This is a genomic window from Dehalogenimonas sp. THU2, assembly GCF_039749495.1.
Lineage (GTDB): Bacteria > Chloroflexota > Dehalococcoidia > Dehalococcoidales > Dehalococcoidaceae > Dehalogenimonas.
The window spans coordinates 84,903-104,268 of sequence record NZ_JBDLLU010000006.1 but is presented as its reverse complement, the minus strand read 5'-3'; the positions used below and the strand labels follow the sequence as shown (position 1 = coordinate 104,268).

The 19,366-nt window shown below is 55.1% G+C and carries 21 protein-coding genes and 2 tRNA genes; 11 read left to right on the top strand and 12 right to left on the bottom strand.

The genetic code is table 11. The annotated features are described in order from the left end of the window. Positions 1 to 48 precede the first annotated feature (48 nt). Positions 49 to 783 (top strand): hypothetical protein, encoded by a 735-nt coding sequence (locus ABFB09_RS04790; protein ID WP_347000302.1) that lies wholly within the window; start codon positions 49 to 51, stop codon positions 781 to 783. A gap of 85 nt (positions 784 to 868) precedes the next feature. Here the strand turns inward: ABFB09_RS04790 and ABFB09_RS04785 are convergent, their stop codons facing one another. Genes ABFB09_RS04785 through fabF form a run of 3 tightly spaced genes read right to left on the bottom strand, consistent with a single transcriptional unit; the run spans position 869 to position 4,461 of the window. Then, the gene (locus tag ABFB09_RS04785) at positions 869 to 1,495 is read right to left on the bottom strand and encodes a glycerol-3-phosphate acyltransferase (protein ID WP_347000300.1); all 627 of its coding nucleotides are present in this window, start codon (positions 1,493 to 1,495) and stop codon (positions 869 to 871) included. 14 nt (positions 1,496 to 1,509) lie between these two features. Beyond that, positions 1,510 to 3,189: a single-stranded-DNA-specific exonuclease RecJ gene (gene recJ / locus ABFB09_RS04780; RefSeq protein WP_347000299.1), complete on the bottom strand. Its 1,680-nt coding sequence runs from the start codon at positions 3,187 to 3,189 to the stop codon at positions 1,510 to 1,512. 3 nt (positions 3,190 to 3,192) lie between these two features. Next, complete coding sequence (fabF, locus tag ABFB09_RS04775; protein WP_347000297.1) at positions 3,193 to 4,461, bottom strand: beta-ketoacyl-ACP synthase II; 1,269 nt, start codon at positions 4,459 to 4,461, stop codon at positions 3,193 to 3,195. Positions 4,462 to 4,694: 233 nt separating this feature from the next. Here fabF and ABFB09_RS04770 point away from each other — a divergent pair. The 6 genes from ABFB09_RS04770 (at position 4,695) to ABFB09_RS04745 (ending at position 9,760) form a co-directional block, all read left to right on the top strand. Continuing rightward, positions 4,695 to 4,770, top strand: a tRNA-His gene (locus ABFB09_RS04770). 12 nt (positions 4,771 to 4,782) lie between these two features. Further along, positions 4,783 to 4,858: transfer RNA gene (locus ABFB09_RS04765), tRNA-Arg, on the top strand. A gap of 159 nt (positions 4,859 to 5,017) precedes the next feature. Continuing rightward, complete coding sequence (locus ABFB09_RS04760; RefSeq protein ID WP_347000295.1) at positions 5,018 to 5,554, top strand: ferritin family protein; 537 nt, start codon at positions 5,018 to 5,020, stop codon at positions 5,552 to 5,554. A 167-nt stretch (positions 5,555 to 5,721) separates the two neighbouring features. Further along, complete coding sequence (locus tag ABFB09_RS04755; protein WP_347000293.1) at positions 5,722 to 6,999, top strand: radical SAM protein; 1,278 nt, start codon at positions 5,722 to 5,724, stop codon at positions 6,997 to 6,999. A 284-nt stretch (positions 7,000 to 7,283) separates the two neighbouring features. After that, on the top strand, positions 7,284 to 9,251 hold the full coding sequence (locus tag ABFB09_RS04750) for an ABC transporter ATP-binding protein (RefSeq protein WP_347000292.1): 1,968 nt from the start codon (positions 7,284 to 7,286) through the stop codon (positions 9,249 to 9,251). 41 nt (positions 9,252 to 9,292) lie between these two features. Then, entirely contained in the window at positions 9,293 to 9,760 is a 468-nt protein-coding gene (locus tag ABFB09_RS04745; RefSeq protein WP_347000290.1) for a GNAT family N-acetyltransferase, read from the top strand. Between the two features lie 106 nt (positions 9,761 to 9,866). Here ABFB09_RS04745 and eno read toward each other — a convergent pair whose 3' ends face one another. Beyond that, complete coding sequence (gene eno, locus ABFB09_RS04740; protein ID WP_347000288.1) at positions 9,867 to 11,147, bottom strand: phosphopyruvate hydratase; 1,281 nt, start codon at positions 11,145 to 11,147, stop codon at positions 9,867 to 9,869. A gap of 26 nt (positions 11,148 to 11,173) precedes the next feature. Then, the gene (locus tag ABFB09_RS04735; protein ID WP_347000321.1) at positions 11,174 to 11,656 is read right to left on the bottom strand and encodes a TIGR00725 family protein; all 483 of its coding nucleotides are present in this window, start codon (positions 11,654 to 11,656) and stop codon (positions 11,174 to 11,176) included. Positions 11,657 to 11,825: 169 nt separating this feature from the next. Between ABFB09_RS04735 and ABFB09_RS04730 the strand changes: the two genes are divergently transcribed. Further along, the gene (locus tag ABFB09_RS04730) at positions 11,826 to 12,482 is read left to right on the top strand and encodes a cyclase family protein (protein ID WP_347000287.1); all 657 of its coding nucleotides are present in this window, start codon (positions 11,826 to 11,828) and stop codon (positions 12,480 to 12,482) included. Positions 12,483 to 12,588: 106 nt separating this feature from the next. On the opposite strand, the gene ABFB09_RS04725 is transcribed toward ABFB09_RS04730, so the two are convergent. Next, complete coding sequence (locus tag ABFB09_RS04725) at positions 12,589 to 12,894, bottom strand: DUF2769 domain-containing protein (RefSeq protein ID WP_347000286.1); 306 nt, start codon at positions 12,892 to 12,894, stop codon at positions 12,589 to 12,591. 135 nt (positions 12,895 to 13,029) lie between these two features. After that, positions 13,030 to 13,995 carry a DMT family transporter gene (locus ABFB09_RS04720; RefSeq protein WP_347000284.1) on the bottom strand — a complete coding sequence of 322 codons (966 nt, stop codon included), beginning with the start codon at positions 13,993 to 13,995 and terminating at the stop codon, positions 13,030 to 13,032. Positions 13,996 to 14,193: 198 nt separating this feature from the next. On the opposite strand from ABFB09_RS04720, the gene ABFB09_RS04715 reads away from it, so the two are divergent. Then, positions 14,194 to 14,856 (top strand): dienelactone hydrolase family protein, encoded by a 663-nt coding sequence (locus tag ABFB09_RS04715; protein WP_347000282.1) that lies wholly within the window; start codon positions 14,194 to 14,196, stop codon positions 14,854 to 14,856. 45 nt (positions 14,857 to 14,901) lie between these two features. On the opposite strand, the gene ABFB09_RS04710 is transcribed toward ABFB09_RS04715, so the two are convergent. Further along, a complete protein-coding gene (locus ABFB09_RS04710; protein ID WP_347000281.1) occupies positions 14,902 to 15,594 on the bottom strand; it encodes a response regulator transcription factor in 693 nt (230 codons plus the stop codon). A gap of 254 nt (positions 15,595 to 15,848) precedes the next feature. On the opposite strand from ABFB09_RS04710, the gene ABFB09_RS04705 reads away from it, so the two are divergent. After that, a complete protein-coding gene (locus ABFB09_RS04705; RefSeq protein ID WP_347000280.1) occupies positions 15,849 to 15,995 on the top strand; it encodes a hypothetical protein in 147 nt (48 codons plus the stop codon). Between the two features lie 396 nt (positions 15,996 to 16,391). On the opposite strand, the gene ABFB09_RS04700 is transcribed toward ABFB09_RS04705, so the two are convergent. The 4 genes from ABFB09_RS04700 to msrA form a co-directional block, all read right to left on the bottom strand. Then, entirely contained in the window at positions 16,392 to 17,096 is a 705-nt protein-coding gene (locus ABFB09_RS04700) for a phosphoribosyltransferase family protein (RefSeq protein WP_347000278.1), read from the bottom strand. Between the two features lie 105 nt (positions 17,097 to 17,201). Further along, positions 17,202 to 17,435 (bottom strand): hypothetical protein, encoded by a 234-nt coding sequence (locus tag ABFB09_RS04695; RefSeq protein WP_347000276.1) that lies wholly within the window; start codon positions 17,433 to 17,435, stop codon positions 17,202 to 17,204. Between the two features lie 129 nt (positions 17,436 to 17,564). Beyond that, positions 17,565 to 17,888 (bottom strand): DUF427 domain-containing protein, encoded by a 324-nt coding sequence (locus ABFB09_RS04690; RefSeq protein ID WP_347000275.1) that lies wholly within the window; start codon positions 17,886 to 17,888, stop codon positions 17,565 to 17,567. 38 nt (positions 17,889 to 17,926) lie between these two features. Next, positions 17,927 to 18,436, bottom strand: coding sequence for a peptide-methionine (S)-S-oxide reductase MsrA (msrA, locus tag ABFB09_RS04685; protein ID WP_347000273.1), 510 nt, complete (start codon positions 18,434 to 18,436; stop codon positions 17,927 to 17,929). A gap of 498 nt (positions 18,437 to 18,934) precedes the next feature. Here msrA and tatA point away from each other — a divergent pair, with 498 nt between their 5' ends. Next, positions 18,935 to 19,204 (top strand): twin-arginine translocase TatA/TatE family subunit, encoded by a 270-nt coding sequence (gene tatA / locus ABFB09_RS04680; protein WP_347000271.1) that lies wholly within the window; start codon positions 18,935 to 18,937, stop codon positions 19,202 to 19,204. Positions 19,205 to 19,366 lie beyond the last annotated feature (162 nt).

The following is a 19,366-nucleotide window of genomic DNA, read 5'->3' as shown; positions in this document are numbered from 1 at the left end:
AATCCATGTTTTCCGACAATTTTGCTTTCCAGAAAACGATATGATTAAATGCTGAGTTATATTCGTTCAGGAGTACCGGTGAATCTTTACCGCAACCGCCAGTTCTGGCTCATAGCGGGCTTGGGACTATTTTTTACCGTTGTTGTTTATGCCGGTCTGATCCAGGGTGAGGCACCGGTAGGCGATGAACTGCAGCTGACGTTGTTTGCTTTGCAGCAAGCGGTATTCTTATCGGTGGTGGCATTGGCGACATGGCGTTTCGGTCTCAGTGTCGGCTTCTTTTTCTGGGCGGCGCTCGGGGCTATTACCATTCCATATGCAACGATTTTTCTTTCAACGAATTGGCACCCGTATCTTTTTCTGGAAATGATAATAATCGGTCTTATAGGCTTAGCTGAAGTCGGACTGATAAACGGTTATGAACAAGGTAAGAAACGATTGCTGGAATATCAGCAATTATTGGAAGATCGGGTTAGAGACCGCACCAAGGAGTTGACTCAATCTAACCTGGCCTTGGAGCGGGATATTGTTGAACGCCGCCGGGTTGAAGCGGAATTACGGGAAGCGTTGGCCCAGGTCAAGACGCTGTCAGGACTGCTTCCTATTTGTGCCAACTGCAAGCAAATACGTGACGATAAGGGATACTGGAGTAGCGTCGAAAAGTATATCAGCACCCATTCGGAAGCCGAGTTCACCCATGGTATTTGCCCGGAATGCCTTGGCAAACTGTATCCCAGTTATTATGGTCCGGAAGGAAAACGGAAGCCTGCGGGGAATAAATAACAAACCCCGGATATTCGAACCGTCGCCACATGTTCATATCGGCCGTTCGGGAGCAGGCACTTTCCCCGAACGATGATATCCCCTGTTAACGCCGATCCCGGATGCTCTTTCTAAATACGGCGTCTTTGAAACCGGTCGATCGTTCGCCGATCTGCTTCACCCTCATAATGTATTGGAAACCCGGGATCAATAGCAACGCCAGGGTGTAAACGACGTAGAGCAGCGAATCATAGATCAGCCACGCGACGAACCCGAAAGTGACGAAGGCGACACTGTAGCTTAACGTTGGGAAACGGGTAATGAGAAGAAACACACCGAAAGCGCCGGCGTAGATGGGTATCCCCCAGGGCATCAGAAACGCCAGTACGCCGATACAGGTAGCCCCACCCTTGCCACCCTTGAACTTCAACCAGACCGGGAGAACGTGGCCGGCCACGGCTACCATGCCGGCAGCCAGTTCAATTAGTTGCGGGGTCTCCAGAGCGCGGGCGATACCGACGGCGAGAGCGCCCTTGCCGATGTCAACGGTGAGCACCAGCATGCCCGGCCAGAATCCCACCTGGTAAAAGGTGTTCATGGTGCCCATGTTTTTAGTACCGACCAGGCGGATGTCGAAACCCTTGATCCAACGTCCCATGAGATAGGCCAGGGGAACGCTGCCGACCAGATAGGCGAGGATCAGTGCCAGAATAATTCCCACGGTATCGTTCATGTCGACCCCTGCGGTTAGATTGACGGCGCGAAATCCACGATGTTCAGGCGCAGCGTCTCGCGGCCGTTGAACCGGTCCAGTTCCAGATTATACACCACATCCAACGGGTCAGGGAGGATTTTCTTTATCTCCTCTGCCTGCCTGAAAGCGACCGCTTCCCAGACAGCGCCCCCTTGGGTAAGACGCAGTTTCAGGTGCTCTCCGTTAGAACCCATAGTGCGATAATCCGTGACACTGACGCACCGGGATACGAAGAGCGGCGGGCGATTACCTTCGCCGAAGGGCGCTAACTCCTGGAGCATCGGGAATAACCCGCCACCCAATTCCCGTAGTGTAGCCTCAGCGTCTATCGACAGCACCGGCTGTAAATCGAGTAAGGCCAATTCACCGGCGGTGATCTCCGTTAGCAGTGCGGATAACTCCGGCAGGTCGGATGTTTTAAGGCTGAAGCCGGCAGCCTGCGCGTGACCGCCATAGTGGGTCAGCAGATGGCCGCATCGATCTATTGCCCCGGTGATATTGAACCCCGGGATCGAGCGGCAGCTGGCAGTGGCTTTTTCGGCATCGCGGCGGACGACGATGCTCGGCCGGTAGAACTCATCTGCCAGCCGCCCGGCAACCAGACCGAGTATGCCCAGCGGGCACTCCTCGTCTTCGATGAATAGCAAAGGGCCGAGCGGGCCGGAGAGCACCTGTTCCCGCGCCTTGTTGACGTAGGTCAGGGTCAGCCGCTGGCGTTCCAGATTTCGTTCTTCAAGCACAGCCGCCAGGTCCCTGGCATCTTCGGCGGTGGCAGCCGTGAGCAGATCGTAAGCGGCCATCGCGTGATCCAGCCGGCCGGCGGCGTTCAGGCGCGGCGCCACCGTCCAGGAGATGCTTTCCGCCTCTAACTGCCCCGGTTTTAATCGGGAAAGGTTGATAATCTCTAAAAGTCCCGGCGAGGGGTGGTCGTTCAGGTGTTTCAGACCTTCCTTGACCAGGTAGCGGTTCTCTCCGGTGAGCGGCATGATATCGGCCACGGTACCCAGAGCGGCCAGTTCCAGGAAGTGTTCCCGGGGCAGTGCCTTACCCATGCCGCCGAAGAGGGCTTCTACGACCTTTAGGGCCACGCCGGCGCCGGCAAGGTCACTATAGGGGTACCGGGAGCCCGGCCGCCGTGGGTTGACTACAGCCACCGCGGGAGGCAGTTCCGGCAGTGCCAGGTGATGATCGGTGACTATGATATCGAGACCGAACTTCGTGGCGGCCTTGACCTCGGTGACGGCGCTGATGCCGCAGTCCACGCTGACCACCAGGGTGACGCCTATTTCTGACAGTTTTTTCAGGGCGGCGGTCTTGAGGCCATAACCTTCGGTCATGCGGTGGGGGATATAGGGGATGACATCGGCGCCAAGGCATTTCAGGCCGGTGACCATTATGGCGGTAGCGGTGATGCCGTCGGTGTCGAAGTCGCCGTAGACAGCGATGTGTTCGCCACGGAGGATGGCTTGATAAACGCGGGTCATGGCCTGTTCTATATCCGGCAGGAGCATCGGGTCGCCGGAGAGGCGGGCATCGCCGGTCAGGAAGAGTTCGGCCTGTTCCGTGGTGGTAATGCCCCGGTTGGCCAGGATGCGCGCCATGGGCGCCGGATAACACCTGCTGAGGTCCTCCGGCACCGGAGCGGAAGCTACCTGCCAGCGGGCGCCGCGCAAGCGCTATTCCTCAGCGTATTGACGTAAAATGAGCACAGAGTTATGACCGCCGAACCCAAAAGAGTTGGACAGAGTGGTGCGTACTTCTGCTTTTCTGGCGGTGTTAGGTACATAATCCAGGTCGCAATCCGGGTCCGGAGTCTCGTAGTTGATCGTCGGCGGAATTATACCATTTTTGATAGTCAGAGCGCAGATGGCGCATTCGATGGCGCCGGCGCCGCCGATAAGGTGCCCCAGCATCGACTTGGTGGAACTGATAGCTACTTTATAAGCGTGATCGCCAAGCACGGTCTTGATGGCTGCCGTTTCCATCTTGTCGTTGAGCTGGGTGGAGGTGCCGTGGGCGTTGACGTAATCGATCTCGTTCGGGTCGATACCCGCACGGTCGACCGCCATTTGTATCGCCTGGGCGGCGCCGGCGCCGGTCTCAACGGGCTGCACGATATGGTAGGCGTCGCAGGAAGAGCCGTAGCCGATGACCTCTGCGTAGATATGGGCGCCGCGTTCGAGTGCTTCGTTAAGTTCCTCAAGGACGACCACGGTGGCACCTTCGCTCATGACGAAACCGCCGCGGGCGGCGTCGAAGGGACGGGATGCGTGGTGGGGATCGTCGTTGTTGGTCGACAGGGCGTTCAGGGAGTTGAAAGCGGCGAAGGCCAGGGGGTTCATGCCAGACTCGGTACCGCCAGCCAGCATGATGTCGGCGCGGCCCTGGCGGATACTTTCGTAAGCGGTGCCGATGGCGTCGGAACCGGAGGCACAGGCTGAAGTGGTGCAGAAGTTGGGGCCTTTGAGGCCCATGGAAATAGCGATCTGGGCCGCGGCGATATCCGAGATCATCATCGGGATGAGGAACGGCGTAACCTTGGAAGGGCCTTTTTCAATATAAACCTGCGCCTGATCGAACAGGGTGGTGAGGCCGCCGATTCCGGAGCCGACGATGACGCCGATCCCCTCGCCCTTCGCGGCGACGTCCACCTTAGACTCCTCGACAGCCATCCGCGCCGCGGCCACGGCCAACTGGGCGAAGCGGTCCATGCGCCGGATGTCCTTTTTACCGATATAATCCCCTGGCTCGAAATTCTTGACCTCGCCGCCGAATTTAGTTTCAAGGGGGGAGGCGTCGAAAAGGGTCAGGTATTCAATGCCGTTGCGGCCGTTGATGAGACCGTCCCAGGTAGTTTCGGTGTTCAGGCCGAGCGGGCTGACCATGCCGATGCCGGTGATGACGACGCGGCGCGTGTAATCCGGAGCGGTGTGTTTGTAGGACATCTTTAAACGTACCTCAAGCTAAACTGGTTATTTATAGCATATTGTTGAATGATAATTCAACGATTCGAGTTGTTAGCATCCTGTTGTCGTCTTCAGTTATCAGTCTGCAGCCATCAGTTCTCAAGACAGGGGATACCGATGGGGCTGGACATCGGAAAAGACCAGTCGTTTAATCTCACCGGCAAATAAATTGAATGTTGGGGGACACATTGGCTATAATAACTATTTGCGCGGTGGGTATAGCCGAGTGGTTAAGGCGTCAGGTTGTGGCCCTGAAGACCGTGGGTTCGACCCCCACTACCCACCCCAATCCGCTTCCCCGCGCCTGTAGCTCAGGGGATAGAGCATTGGTCTTCGAAACCAAGGGTCGTGGGTTCGAATCCCTCCAGGCGCGCCAAAATATATTAAGCCAGAGCCTCCGATTTCGGGGGCTTTATTGTTAAGCTTACAGACCAACCCGGTCGAAAAATTCGCAGCCAATTCTTGACAACAACGTGATAAGCCCATATCTTGGATAGAGAGCAATGCCATAAAAACCGAGATCAGGAGATTCAACATGGATATTACAGACGAACAGGAAAAACTGCTTGAGGCGATCAACCTCGCCATGGAGATGGAGTCGGAAGCCAAGGAATGCTACCTGGTCGCAAGCGAAGGGAGCAATAACGAGGCCGGAAGGAAACTGCTCCTGTCTCTGGCGGAGGAGGAGGACGGGCATCGGCGCAGGTTCGAAGAGTTTTATGAATCTATAACCAAGGGGCATGGCTGGCCGTCATCCGGACCCGAAAAACGCGGTGTTCACGACATCCGGAACAATCTCATTGAGACTTGCCGGGAGTTGGGAGTGACGGTGAACGGTAGTTCAAGCGAAGTTGAGGCTCTTCAGCTTGCGATCGACAAGGAGAGGAAGAGCTATGAATTCTACAAGGATCACTCGGATAAAGCCGCATACACTACTGAAAAGGAATTGTTCGGGTCTATCGCGAATGAGGAATGGGAGCATGAGTTAGCGCTCCTCGATTATAAGGAATACCTGTCCGATCCGGCAGGTTGGTTCGTGGAGAAGGAGCATCCGTCTTTGGACGGGGGATGAGGCTGGTGTTCAGATTTGTCTGGAATTCTCTGGTTGTGAACGTCCAACTTCCCCTGATCAAACGGGGGTAATTTGCTTGATCGGATTGTCCGCATCCCGTTGACCGCATCGAGGTTACGGAATATAATCGAGGCTGTTTAGAGATTTTTTGAAGCGATGGGGATGATATGAATCTGGTACTGGCCAGGGCATGCACAAACTCATGCCCTTACTGTTTTGAGTCCGGCGAACGAGAAAAAGGCAAAGCGGCGTTGGTGCCGATGGAAAATGTGGTGAAACTGGCGGTCTGGGCGCGTCAGTCCCAATTGCCGTATCTTTCGCTCCTAGGTGGTGAGCCATTCCTGCATCCGGAACTACCGGCTATCATCGCGCTTTTCCGGAAGACCAGTCCCGGCACTGGATTGCGCATTTTGACCGGGGGGATCTTTAAAAACAGGCTGCTGGAAAACATCGGGCCTGACGATTCCGGTATCATTTTCAATGTTAATGAACCCCGGGACTACCGCAATCCCAAGCATTTCGATAAGGTCATGAATAATATCGAGACCGCTATCAGGCGGGGCTTCAGGGTGATCCTGGGATTCAATGTCTGGCGGCCGGACTTCGACCCCAAGTTCATGCCTGAACTGGCTCACCGGCTGGGACGATCCAATTTCCGCTGGACGGTGGCTAACCCCCAGAGGGATTTCCCATCCAGCGTGGTGACACCGGAGCAGTACCGGGTGACCGCCGACAAGTGTTTCGAGATGCTTCAGGAGGCGGCTCGCCTGAAGATAGAGGCGTTGCTCGACTGCCCGCTGCCGCTGTGTTTTTTCACCGATGAGCAGATGGCCTGGGTAAGACAGTACCATGACGGCACCGCCTCTCGGATGGGGTCGTGTGAACCGGTGATCGATGTCACTCCAGAATTGGAGGCGCTGCGGTGCTTTGCGCTTTCAACCTTGCAGCGGGTAAAAGTGACCGATTTCAGCAGCGAACAGGAATTGAGCGATTGGTTTCGGCTGAATACCGACTATCAACTGCTCGAAAGCGGCTGCTTCCCGCATTGCGTCGATTGCCCTCATTTCAAAGACGGCCGCTGTTTCGGTGGATGCCTGGCCTTGCATAAAGGCGGCATAACCGAAGGCGCCGATCCTCCGGGTACGGCGATGGCGGTAGCCATGCAGGAACTCCTGGATGCCGGGAACCCGGCTGCTGCACTTCAAAAATACGAATCCGCTAATTTCTGGGCCAAAACCGTGGTGCCTACGTTTGTCGCGGCGGTGGCTGCTACAGAATTAAAACGTTGGGATCTGGTGGTCCGATATGCTTCAAGCGCCCTCGATCAGTCCAATGATCCGGAAATCAAGGGATTATCGGCGAAACTGCTGACGGGTGTGCCCGCGGACCAGTTCAGGGCGGCGAAAGCCGATGGTGACGTGCCGCCATTTGTCGCCTGTTCCTGATCTTCAAATGGTACGTAGCCCGGTTCACGGGTATCCGGTCGAGCGGTAAACTGAATTGAGTTATTACTGGGTACACCTGTCATCGGCGTGTAAACTCCATACATCGTTGGCAGCAGAGCGCACCTGGATACACTTGTGATAACATAATACACAATGTTCAAACGATTATTATATTACTCTCTAAACACTTGCGCAGAGCGAATGCACCAGACACAATGGCCGCCGCTTAACCGGGATCGATTACCTCAAACGTTGCCCATGAAGTCAGCCCACGGAAACAAAACATGTCGATGATCCACGGGTTTCCCTGGGCGACCATAGGCGCCCAGGACGGCAAACCAAAAGTGACCAGGCGACTGCTCAGACGGATTTTGACCTATGCGACGCCGTACCGGGGGTGGATTGGAGCGATGGTGCTCATCACCATGGCCACCACCGGCCTGGCGCTGGCGACCCCTCTTATTTTGCGCCGGCTGATCGACAAAACCCTACCAGATGGGAACCTGACCGAACTGGGCTGGCTCATTGTCGCGCTGCTGCTGGTCCCTATACTGACCAGCGTTCTGAACGTGCTGCTCCGGCGATTCAACGCCAAGGTCGGTGAGGGCGTGGTTTATGATCTCCGGGTGGCGCTGTTCGCTCACCTGCAACGGATGGCGCTCAATTTCTTTACCAACACCAAGGTCGGTGAGCTCATGAGCCGCCTCAATAATGACGTAGTGGGGGCGCAGACCGCCATCTCCAATACCTTTGTCACAATCTTCACCAGCCTGATCCAGTCGATAGTGTTGATTTCCGTGATGGCGGTATTGGAATGGCGGCTCACCCTGATCAGCGTGATTGTGATGCCTTTCTTCCTGCTGGCCGGCCGCAGGTTGGGCAGGCGCCTCCAGATTATAGCCCGCGAACAAATGGATTATAACGCCAAGATGAACGCGGTGATGCATGAACTGCTGAATATTTCCGGCGCGCTGCTGGTCAAGTTGTTCGGCCGTGCCACCGTAGAGGACGAGCGTTTTAAGGAACGCGCCGCCGAGGTCAGGGAAGCCGGCGTTCGCCGGGCAGTCACCGGTATGATCTTTTTCGTCAGTATCGGACTTTTATCTTCCGTCGGTGTCGCCCTGGTTTACGGCGTCGGCGGCTATCTGGTGATCCAGGGCGCGTTGTCTATTGGTACAATCGTCGCCCTCGCGGCTCTCCTGGCCAGTCTTTATAACTCGTTACAAACGCTGACCAATGCTCCGGTGGATTTCGCTACCTCTATGGTCAGCTTCGAACGGGTTTTTGAGGTTATCGACCTGCCGCATGAGATATTTGAAAAACCCGGCGCGATGGTGCTGCGGGATGTTCGGGGCGAGCTGGAATTCAAGGACGTGAGCTTCCGTTATACGGTCGATGAACAGATGCTGCTCAAGGACGTTAAACGGTTCGGTGGGGACCAGGATGTGATGGCGGTGCTGTCCGGGGATCGGGCGGTCAAACCGGGCAACGGCGAGGGCAATGGCGAAGGAGTCGGGATCGTTTTACCGACCCAGGCGCGGGAACAGGCGCTTGAACATGTCTCGTTCCGCGCCGAACCCGGACAACTGGTGGCCCTGGTGGGTCCTAGCGGGGCGGGTAAAACGACGCTGACCTATCTTATCCCGCGGCTGTACGATCCGGTCTCCGGCTATATCCTGATCGACGGCATCGACCTCAAAGATGTGACATTAGCATCATTGACGGAACAAATAGGCATGGTTACCCAGGAAACCTACCTGTTTCACGACACCATACGGATGAACCTGCTCTATGCCCGTCCTAACGCCACACAGGAGCAGATGGAGGCGGCGGCGAAGGCGGCGAACATCCACGATTTTATCACCGGACTGCCGGCGCGCTACGATACGGTGGTAGGGGAGCGGGGTTATCGGTTGTCCGGCGGCGAGAAGCAGCGGCTGGCGCTGGCGCGGGTCATCCTGAAAGACCCGCGCATCCTGGTACTGGATGAGGCTACCAGTTCCCTGGACTCCGAGTCCGAAGCCCTGATTCAGGAAGCCCTGAAACGAGTGATGGCCGGGCGCACCAGCATCGTCATCGCTCACCGGTTGTCCACGATACTGGCTGCCGACCAGATCCTGGTTATGGATCGGGGGCGTATCATCGAACAGGGAACTCATCCGGAACTGATGGCTCGCGGCGGGCTGTACGCTCGGCTGTACGAAACGCAGTTCCGGCGCCGCCCGGGGATGCCTGCCGTCGATCTGCTTTGAGACCACCCGCGCCCGGGACTGGTTACTTTAAGACTTAATATATGAATGAAAAAATAGTAGTCCGCCGTGCTGCCGCCAAAGATGCTGGGGCTGTCATCGATCTCATCACCGCCCTGGCTGAATTCGAAAAACTAGAGCCGCCGGACGCTGCGGCCCGGGAGCGGTGCGTCGCCGAAATGCAGCGGGAGCGGCCGCGGTTTGAAACCTTCCTGGTGGAGGATGATGGGAAAGCAGCAGGTTGCGCCATCGTCTACGAGACCTGGGGCAGCTTCAATGCTATGCCGAAATTGTACCTCGAAGACATTATCGTTCTCCCGGAGTATCGGGGGCGGGGAGTTGGCAAAGCGCTGTTTCAAGCGATAATCGGGGAGGCGGAACTGCGGGGATGCGGTATGATGGAGTGGACCGCGTTGGATTGGAATACGCCAGCTCACCAGTTTTATAAGAAAATGGGAGCGCGACACCTGGAAGCGTGGCAGGTATATCGACTGGATCTAACGGCACGTTGAACGAGCGGCGGAAACCGTCTTCGATAGTCCGCAACGTCCCCGCCACCACGATGATCGTTCCGAGACCGTACTAACGGTTGGATTTGTTCGTGAATATTCCGGAACATTATCGTCCATTGAAGGCTGCTCTTCCCGCGTATCGCGCCTCGGTTCCCAGTTCTTCCTCGATGGCCAGCAGTCGGTTGTATTTGCAAGTGCGTTCCCCTCGACAGGGAGCCCCGGTCTTGATCTGTCCGGTAGCGAGGGCGACCGACAGGTCGGCGATAGTGGTGTCCTCGGTCTCGCCGGAGCGGTGGCTGGCGATAGCCGTCCAACCGCTCTTATGAGCCATCTCAATGGCGGCGATGGTCTCGGTGAGTGTGCCGATCTGATTGAGCTTAATGAGGATCGAATTCGAAGACTGCTCTTTTATACCGCGCTCCAGGCGCTTGAGGTTGGTGACATAAAGATCGTCGCCGACCAATTGCACCTTGGCGCCGATCCTCTGATTCAGAAGGTTCCAGCCTTCCCAATCATCCTCGAACAGGGCGTCCTCGATGCTGATAATGGGGTAGTCCGTCACCCATTTGGCGTAAAACTCGATAAGCTCGGCGGAAGAAAGCGTTTTACCTTCTCGCTCCAAGGCGTATTTACCGTCACGGTAGAGTTCCGAAGCCGCGGAGTCCAGGGCGATGAAACAGTCCTTGCCCGGCGCGTAGCCGGCTTTCTCGATGGCCTTGATGATGATCTCGACCGCCTCGGCGTTGGATTTGAGCGATGGGGCGAAGCCGCCTTCGTCGCCGACATTGGTGCTATACCCCTGTTTCTTGAGTATGGCTTTGAGCGATTGGTAAATCTCGGTACCCATGCTCAGGGCATCTGAAAAGGTCGACGCGCCTACCGGGGCGATCATGAACTCCTGAAAATCGGTGGAATTGGCGGCGTGGCGGCCGCCGTTCAAAATGTTCAGAAGAGGAACCGGCAGGGTGTAGCCGCCGATCCCGTTCAAATGACGAAATAATGATATCCCTTTGGAATTGGCGGTCGCCCGCGCTGATGCCAGCGACACAGCCAGGATAGCGTTAGCTCCCAGGCGGCTTCTGTTTTCCGTTCCGTCGAGCGTTATCAAGGTGTGATCAATGAATCTCTGATCGTTGGCCGGCCAATCGAGGAGCATCGGGGCCAACTCTTTATGGATGTTGTATACCGCCCTAAGGACACCTTTACCATGATAGCGTTTGGGGTCGTTATCACGCAGTTCTACTGCTTCATGAGTGCCGGTGCTGGCGCCTGACGGTACCGCCGCCCAACCGGTAACCCCGTCCGATAACGTCACGGTGGCGGCAACGGTGGGGTTGCCGCGGGAATCCAGAATTTCATGGCCGATAACGTTCTTGATTGTCAGCATCGAAAACTACCTCACTAATTTATGACTTATTCGAGGACTTCGGAGATCTTAGACAAAGCCAGTTTAACGGCGGTTGACGGGGTTTCAGCGCAGATTATCGAAGTATCCGTGGTCCCATTCCGGGAAATACTCCAACTACCTAATCCGATAACGGGGATGCCGGCCTGCCGTGCGTAGGCGATTTCCGACAGGGTTCCGTAACTGCCACCGATGGCGATCACCGCCTGGCCGGTTTTAGCCACCACGGAATTTCGGGCATAACCCAGACCGGTTACGATGGGGATCCGCACGTATGGGTTGGCGGTCTCCCGGTGTTCACCGGGCAGGATGCCGATGGTCATGCCGCCGGCTTCCACCGCGCCGCGACAGGCGGCTTCCATGATACCTCCCAGACCGCCGCAGACGACCGTAGCGCCAGCCAGCGCCACTTCACGGCCGACGGCCTCCGCGACCTTGAGTTCGGCGGCGGAGGCGCGTGAGGCGCCGATAACTGAGATGAAATATCCCATGGTCATGCGGGCGGATTATAACACTGCCCGTAATTCGGAGCAAAAATGATAGCCTGAATTACCGCAAGTCCCAAAATCATGACGAAATCTGATTTGAGAGGCCGGAATATAGCTTTCGTCAGTAATTTGTTATATTTTATGGAGATAGTAATTATTGGGGGATGCCGGCGTGAGCACATATTTTGATCAATGGATAGATATCTCGGTAACGCTGTGCGACGGTATGGTTCACTGGCCGGGAGATCCTCCGGTACGCATCGAGCGCGTTCAGGATCTAGCGAAAGGCGACAGCCATACACTGTCTCAGTTGACGATGGGGTCACACTCCGGCACTCATGTGGACGCGCCGGCACACTTTCTGAAAGGAGCGGCGGCAGTGGATGAATTAGATCCGGGCGTATTGCTGGGACCGGCAAGGGTTGTAGAGATCGATGACATGGAATCGATCAAGCCAGAGGAACTCGTCCGCCACCGTTTGCGGAAGGGAGAGAGAATCCTCTTCAAGACGCACAACTCGGCATTGTGGAAAGAAAGAACCGAGTTTAACAAAGACTTTGTTTACATAACCGTAGAAGCGGCGAGTTACCTCGCAGAAAGAGATATCTCTGCCGTCGGGGTGGATTACCTGTCGGTGGGCGGATACCATAAGGATGGCGGTGAAGTACATCGCACCTTACTTGGAGCCGGAATCTGGATAATCGAAGGGCTTGACCTGTCCGGGGTAAGCGCCGGTCGGTACCAGTTGGCTTGTCTGCCATTGAAGATCGGGGGCGGTGACGGCGCTCCGGCGCGTGCGGTCCTCCGGCGGTTGCCCGGGAGAAAGTGAACGTCACATCTGATAGGCGCAATCGTCCAAAAAGAATACCGGGCCGACTGCAAGTCGGCCCGGATTGATGTAGTTATAGGAAATGGCGGGATTTCCGCTGTCTATTTTACTTTGCTTTGCCATCGCGGCAATAGTACCCCATGGGCGTGGTGGTCGGCAGTGAGAACTCCTCCCAAATGGGGCAGGCTCCGCACATGCACATCTTGGACATATCGAGGTCACCACACGCGGCTTTTCCTGTAGCGCAGTAAAGACCCGGTATGGCATCAGCCTGCAAAGGGTTTTGCGCCAGCGCATTCTGGATATCGCCCATTTTACCCTTGGAACACTGGCTACCGGCTTGGACCGGACATTTGCCGCAGACGCACTTTTTTACGTTTTCTACCGTGAACGGGACTCTTTGGTCACTCATCATGTACCTCCATCATTGTTTAACTTGATTATAGGACGGTTTTTTCCAGACTCAAAACGCCGTCAAGGAATACACACATCTATTGGACTGAAGTTCTGGTGTAAACCGGCGTCGGACGAGATTGGTACGGTCCAATTATGCCGATTCGATAGACTCGAAATCGGCGGTGATAGCCACCGGATCAGGTGCGATTTCAACCGGTTCGACGGCTCCGGTGCGATATCCGACCGGTGAGGCCGCCTGTTTGAGTTCCACTAGCAGCATTGCCGCCAGCACCAAAGCGGCGCCCGCGATAACGCGCATCGTCAGGTGCTCACCGGCGAAAAGAACGGCGAAAACACCGGCGAAGACCGGTTCCATGGTGATAATGATCGCGGTGCGCGCCGGTGACATGAGGGACTGCGCCCATGTCTGAATTAGGAAGGCGGCGGCGGTGGCGAAGACAGCCGTCAAGCCGACAGCTGCCCAGGTGGCGGCATCAGGCGGCAGCGTCAGGCCGTCGGGCAGGCCGGCGGCGAAGGATATCACGGCCACGAAGCCGATCTGAATCACCGCCAGGCCATAGACATCATGTTTGCCGGCCCATTCGCCAAGGCCGATGATGTGAAGAGCGAACAGCAGAGCGCAGAGGAGTGTCAGAATCTCGCCTCCGCCGACGGACCAACCGTACAGACTCAACAGCGCTAAACCGGCAGTAGCCAGAGCGACCGCTATCCAGACATTGGTACCGATTTTACGGCGCAGAATGACTGCCGACAATAACGGCGTGAACACCACGAACATGCCGGTGATGAAACCGGAAATGGCAGCTGAGGTCTGCTGCAGTCCGAATGTTTGGGCGATATATGCCAGACCGAGAGTTAAACCCAGGCCCGTCGAACGTGCGAAGCCCAGCCGGGTCATACCTCGGAAGCAGTGCGGACGTATAGCGATCATAACAAACGCTGCCACGGCGAAGCGTACGGCTAAGAAATCCAGGACCGGCATTCGGGACACGGCTTCCTGGACTACGACGAAAGTCGATCCCCAAACCGCGGCTACCACCAGCAATGCGGCGGTAGCCAGCCGGGAGGACGTTTTCCATTTTGAAGGTAATGTCATCAAACACCTTTGAAAATTAATAAAAGGGGATTATAGCAAAATAGCGCGCGTATTGCCGTAAGGAGATTGCCAGAGGTTTCGCTCGTTCATGAAAGCGAGTGTAAGATACTGTGACGATTCCCTCCTCGTTGTTCACTATGGAATTGGCGGATCAAGGAATACAATAAAGGTGATATTAGTCTTTCGCAGGAGTCAGAGATGAACGGTGGTGAATGTCCTGTAACGATCCCGGTCGGTGAGACACGATTGTCCGGAGATCTTTGCTTGCCGGAAGGGGCTACCGGATTGGTGGTGTTTGCTCACGGCAGCGGTTCGAGCCGACTGAGCACCCGCAACCGGCGGGTGGCGGCCGGACTCCGGCAAGCGCGGCTGGGAACTTTGCTTTTCGATCTTCTCACTTCAAGCGAAGAATCCATAGATAATATTACAGCGGAATTACGGTTCAATATCCCGTTTCTGGGGGAACGTTTGGTTAGTGTTACCGACTGGCTGGGTACCCGCACCGAAACACGGGGATTATCACTCGGATATTTCGGAGCTTCCACCGGAGCCGCCGCGGCGCTGGTGGCCGCGGCGCAACGACCGGAAAGGGTGGCGGCGGTGGTGTCCCGGGGCGGGCGTCCCGACCTGGCGGCGGAATATCTCGGCAAGATGGCGGCGCCGACGCTGCTGATCGTGGGCGGTGACGATACAGAGGTCATCCGGCTCAACGAGATCGCCATGGAGCAGCTACACGTCGAGAAAGAACTCGCCATCGTGCCGGGAGCCACCCATCTCTTCGAAGAGCCCGGCAAGCTGGATGAAGTACAGCGGCTGGCGGGAAAATGGTTCGTTAAGTACCTGACCGCTAATCCCGGTTAATAGACCACGCCATCAAGCCGTATCGACACTGACTTGCCAGGAGAATTATTCCGTGTCGGGAGCGGCTGCTTCGTTGAGGGTTTCCGGTTCCGGCGGCACGAAGCCTTTCTGCAGGGCGTAACGGAGCAACTGGCTGTGGTTCTTGAGATTGAGCTTACGCATCAGGTTCGCCCGGTGGGCTTCAACAGTACGAGGGCTGATGAACAGGCGTTTAGCAATGTCAGCGCCGGTATGTCCCCGGACCACCATGTGCAGGACTTCCCGTTCCCGGGTGGATAACTGTTCGTACGGGTCGACGACAGCGTCGTTTTCGGTTTGCTTGATATACGATTCGATAGCCCGCTGCGATAATGCCGACGAAAGATAGTGGCGGCCGGTCATGACATCCCGGACAGCGGCGACCAATTCATCGACGGTGGATTCTTTGAGAAGATACCCTTTGGCGCCAGCACGCAGGGCTCCCTGGACGTAGGTTTCGTTTCCGTACATCGACAGAAGGATAACGCACGTCCGATTCGATCGCTTGACTACTTGACGGCAAACTTCGATGCCGGATATCCCATGAAGCATCAAATCAACGATAAGCACGTCCGGATGGAGTTTTTCCACCAATTGCACCGATTCCAGCCCGTCGCTGCTCTCTCCGATCACCTCGAAATCGTTCTGACCTTCAAGCACAGCCCTTATGCCGCTGCGTACCACGCTGTGATCATCCGCCAGAAAGATTGTCACGGTCATGGTGCGCCTCCTGAGTTGTGGGGTAAATCAATTCCCGACAGCATATTAGAAATTATAACTCAAATTACTTCCAGCCGCCAGAACAGATTTCTTTGAAATTTATTTCTTAACAACGCTATGTCAACCAAGAATAGTGATTCGATCAAAATTCAGGGCATTTTTCGCCAATACTAGGTAGTTTTACGTATTTCCTAACAGATTATTTTAAGGTTCAATAAGCACATCGGAAAATATCCGGTCGCGAGGTATTAAAAATGGAACTGGTGATAAGCATGGGTTTGCTGCTGGGGGCGGGCATCGTTGGGGCATGGAAGATCGGCGGTGAATTCGATCATGACCAGCAAAGTCAGCAAGTAGAACCGGTAAGGGAAGACCTCAATTTTCCCCGGGTTAACCGATAGAATTTAAGAAAGGGGACCAGGCTATGTACCACTTCAAGAGTTGCCCGAGGTGTGGAAAAGGGGATCTGTTCGAGGACAGCGATGAGTATGGGACTTACGCCCAGTGTTTCCAGTGTGGATATGTGGGTTATCCGGGAAAAGTGTTGACCATGGAACAGGCAAGGGCTGAACAGTTACACCGCCGCGGTCGCCGCTGATCTTACAATCCCGGGAAATTGAATGATCAGTGGGATGAGGAGACGGGTGAGGGTCGTTTTTACCTTGAGTATATTTAAACTCAGAAAAATGTTGAAATGTGGCGATTGAGAGGTGGCAACCCAGGTATCAAAAACCGGGGCAGGATGATCATCCTGCCCCTTGCGCTTTTATCAAATTCTCAGTGATTCGGTCGGTTTTTCAGGCGGATTGGCCTGCAGTGGCCTGATTTGGTGAACGCTGGCTCTCTTCACGAAGGATGGCCAATACATCCTCATCCTCAAGCTGGTCGAAGCTTTCATAGAATTGGCCTACGGCGCCGAAACCGGCCGGGCTGCGGAGGCAGAGTATCTCGTCGGCGATGGCCGCCATCTCGGAAATGGTGTCTTCCGGTCCTACCGGCACGGCGGCAACAAGACGGGCTGGTGACTCATGGCGGGCGGCGGCCAGCGCGACTTTGAAAGTGGCGCCAGTGGCCACACCGTCATCAGTAATGATGACGGTCAGCCCGGCCAGCGGCACCTTGGGCCTGACCTCACGGAACAGCCGGTTACGGCGGCTGATCTCCGCCATCTGGAAAGATTTTTCCCGTTCGATATAGTCGTCGCTGATGCCGAGCATTTGCACGACGTTCCGGTTGAGCGAGACCTGGCCGTCCTCGGATATGGCGCCGAAGGCCAGCTCCGGCTGGCCCGGGCTGCGCAACTTGCGAGACAGGACGATATCCAAGTCGGCATCGAGACGCCGGGCGATCTCCCTGGCCACGGCCATACCGCCGCGGGGTACGCCAAGCACCACTGCTTTCCGACCGGCATAAGAGATTAGTTCCGCAGCAAGCAGTCTTCCCGCCTCAATACGGTCGGTAAAGGCCTTGGGGCTGTGGCTGATTATTCGGATGTTACCCATCTGTTACTCCTAAGAAAACATACAAATGCAAATACGGGGAGTTGGAATTCACCGAGGAACTCAGACCAGGGCGTAACGATGTTATCCCCGAGACTAGCACTTCCATTACATCAGTGAAATGTTGTCGATGCCCGCTTCGAACTGGTCGAAACATGAACTGCACTTGAAGACCAACTGGTTGAGCGACGTACCAAACCGTTCGTATCGGGTGACAAAGGCTTCGGCGCCGCACCGTGGGCAACGAGCGCAAGTGGAATAGGTGAAACGGGCATCGGAATCGACCGTAACTGCCTGTCCGCAATAGCATATCCGCGTAACCGTATCCGTTTCTTTGATCATACGCACTGCAGCCCTCTCATGTCTAATCCGGTGCCAGATGCTTGCTCAATCTACGTTATCCGGTAATAAAACGGAATAGGTGAAACTACTTAATTTGAGGTGTGAAACCACGTAATACAGTTTTCCGCGTTACCACGGCCTCTTGATTTCCTGTTTTGCGCTGCCCTCTACTGTGACGCCCAATCCTTCATCGGAAGCGACATAATCCTTAAGCGGTTCAGCGGCCTTACTGGGTTTGTCGTAATGCCAGGCGGCGTCCTTGACCGTTGCGTCTCCCGAAACCAAATTGTAATATCCGGCGTCGCCTTTCCAGATGCAGTGATAACGACGATCCGAGGGTTTCAGAAATTCCTGTCTAACAGAATCCGGAGGAAAATACAGGGTGCCCTCGGTGATGATACAGGCGTCGCTCTCGGCGACAATCTGACCGTTCCACGTTGCTTTACATGGCATAGGGTTTTCCTTTCTTCTGATAAAACAGGGATGTTATTTCATTTTTTGAACAGCTTGGCCAGCTTAGGCTCGATCACGGCGCGGCAATAGGGCTGGCCGGGGTGTCTCTGGTAATAATCCTGATGATACTCTTCGGCGGGGTAAAAAGCTTCAAGTGGTTTGACTTCAGTTACGACCGGATGGGCATACCTGCCTAAGGCCTCAAGTTCAGAGATGAATTCCTCCGCCACCTTCTTTTGCGCGTCGTCGGCATAGAGAATGACGGAGCGATACTCCGGACCGATATCGACCCCCTGGCGATCGGGTGTCGTCGGATCGTGGGCTTGAAAGAAGACCTCCAATAGATCGCGATAACCGATAATCGCCGGATCGTAATCGATTCTGACCGATTCGGCGTGCCCCGTCCTTCCGGAACCGACCTGTTCATAGGTTGGATTGGGCACGTGCCCGCCGGCATAGCCGGAAGTGACCTTGGTCACGCCTTTCAGGCGATTGAAGATAGCTTCAAGACACCAGAAACAACCGCCACCGAACACCGCTTGTGCCATGGTTAAACCTCCTTACCGACGGGAATGAACTTCACGACGGTGCTGCCGTTAAAGGTGTCCGCACTGAATTTTCGGCCGGGCAACACCTATTCGACGCTCGGACAATTTCCTTCTCCAATTATTGATTTATTATATCTCGGCATAACGACTTAGCCGTAATACGTATCACTACCTAGTTCATCAGGGCAAAGGTACCTATCTTTTAATTCAGCTGGATTGAACAGCGGCAAACTTCGGTTGAACATTATACTGAATTCTATTACCGTTCGGTTGTTCCGGATCGCGAATGCCGAAAAATGACATATACGCCGGTACCGGGATTTCAGTAGCTTTGGTTTTTGCAGCGCTCAAACTTGAGTCCTCACTCCACCGGTAGCAAGATGATCCGCATCTCCATTCTAATGGTAACAGACTTGGGAACGAAGGGCACATTAAAAACAGCGGTGAAACCTGCGATATCGTGGTATAATAAAAGAAACTAAAGATACGGAGTCTGATATGAGAATCGGGCCTACAGAGATAATCATCGTCCTAATTATCGTTATTCTGATTTTTGGCATCGGTAAACTACCGGAATTGGGGAAATCCCTGGGGCAAGGTCTCAGGTCGTTCAAGAGCGCCCAGGAGGACCTGGATAAACAGGTGAAATCGGTCAAATCTACGATCGAAAACAAACCGGTGGAGAAAACCGAAAAACCTGCCGCTGAAGGTGAGCCGGCAAAGAAGGATCTCCCGGTAGTGCCGCCGCCGTCTGATGAAGACGAATAGCTTCCAGACGGGTTAATCAGCCGTTAACCGAAAGGTTGGCGGCATAAATAATCAATAACAAAGCGCCGGTGCCATTAACGCACCGGCGCTGGTTTTATATTTTTGCTTGGTTTCGGTAAGTCGGTTCGTTCAGGTCTATTTGAATCAGTCGGAGTATTTTAC

What these genes read in the sequence shown, in the direction of transcription:
- ABFB09_RS04790 (WP_347000302.1), top strand. Translation starts at nt 49, where the DNA reads ATGCTGAGTTATATTCGTTCAGGAGTACCGGTGAATCTTTACCGCAAC.
- ABFB09_RS04785 (WP_347000300.1), bottom strand. Translation starts at nt 1,495, where the DNA reads ATGAACGATACCGTGGGAATTATTCTGGCACTGATCCTCGCCTATCTG.
- fabF (WP_347000297.1), bottom strand. Translation starts at nt 4,461, where the DNA reads ATGTCCTACAAACACACCGCTCCGGATTACACGCGCCGCGTCGTCATC.
- ABFB09_RS04760 (WP_347000295.1), top strand. Translation starts at nt 5,018, where the DNA reads ATGGATATTACAGACGAACAGGAAAAACTGCTTGAGGCGATCAACCTC.
- ABFB09_RS04755 (WP_347000293.1), top strand. Translation starts at nt 5,722, where the DNA reads ATGAATCTGGTACTGGCCAGGGCATGCACAAACTCATGCCCTTACTGT.
- ABFB09_RS04750 (WP_347000292.1), top strand. Translation starts at nt 7,284, where the DNA reads ATGTCGATGATCCACGGGTTTCCCTGGGCGACCATAGGCGCCCAGGAC.
- ABFB09_RS04745 (WP_347000290.1), top strand. Translation starts at nt 9,293, where the DNA reads ATGAATGAAAAAATAGTAGTCCGCCGTGCTGCCGCCAAAGATGCTGGG.
- eno (WP_347000288.1), bottom strand. Translation starts at nt 11,147, where the DNA reads ATGCTGACAATCAAGAACGTTATCGGCCATGAAATTCTGGATTCCCGC.
- ABFB09_RS04735 (WP_347000321.1), bottom strand. Translation starts at nt 11,656, where the DNA reads ATGGGATATTTCATCTCAGTTATCGGCGCCTCACGCGCCTCCGCCGCC.
- ABFB09_RS04725 (WP_347000286.1), bottom strand. Translation starts at nt 12,894, where the DNA reads ATGAGTGACCAAAGAGTCCCGTTCACGGTAGAAAACGTAAAAAAGTGC.
- ABFB09_RS04720 (WP_347000284.1), bottom strand. Translation starts at nt 13,995, where the DNA reads ATGACATTACCTTCAAAATGGAAAACGTCCTCCCGGCTGGCTACCGCC.
- ABFB09_RS04715 (WP_347000282.1), top strand. Translation starts at nt 14,194, where the DNA reads ATGAACGGTGGTGAATGTCCTGTAACGATCCCGGTCGGTGAGACACGA.
- ABFB09_RS04710 (WP_347000281.1), bottom strand. Translation starts at nt 15,594, where the DNA reads ATGACCGTGACAATCTTTCTGGCGGATGATCACAGCGTGGTACGCAGC.
- ABFB09_RS04705 (WP_347000280.1), top strand. Translation starts at nt 15,849, where the DNA reads ATGGAACTGGTGATAAGCATGGGTTTGCTGCTGGGGGCGGGCATCGTT.
- ABFB09_RS04700 (WP_347000278.1), bottom strand. Translation starts at nt 17,096, where the DNA reads ATGGGTAACATCCGAATAATCAGCCACAGCCCCAAGGCCTTTACCGAC.
- ABFB09_RS04695 (WP_347000276.1), bottom strand. Translation starts at nt 17,435, where the DNA reads ATGATCAAAGAAACGGATACGGTTACGCGGATATGCTATTGCGGACAG.
- ABFB09_RS04690 (WP_347000275.1), bottom strand. Translation starts at nt 17,888, where the DNA reads ATGCCATGTAAAGCAACGTGGAACGGTCAGATTGTCGCCGAGAGCGAC.
- msrA (WP_347000273.1), bottom strand. Translation starts at nt 18,436, where the DNA reads ATGGCACAAGCGGTGTTCGGTGGCGGTTGTTTCTGGTGTCTTGAAGCT.
- tatA (WP_347000271.1), top strand. Translation starts at nt 18,935, where the DNA reads ATGAGAATCGGGCCTACAGAGATAATCATCGTCCTAATTATCGTTATT.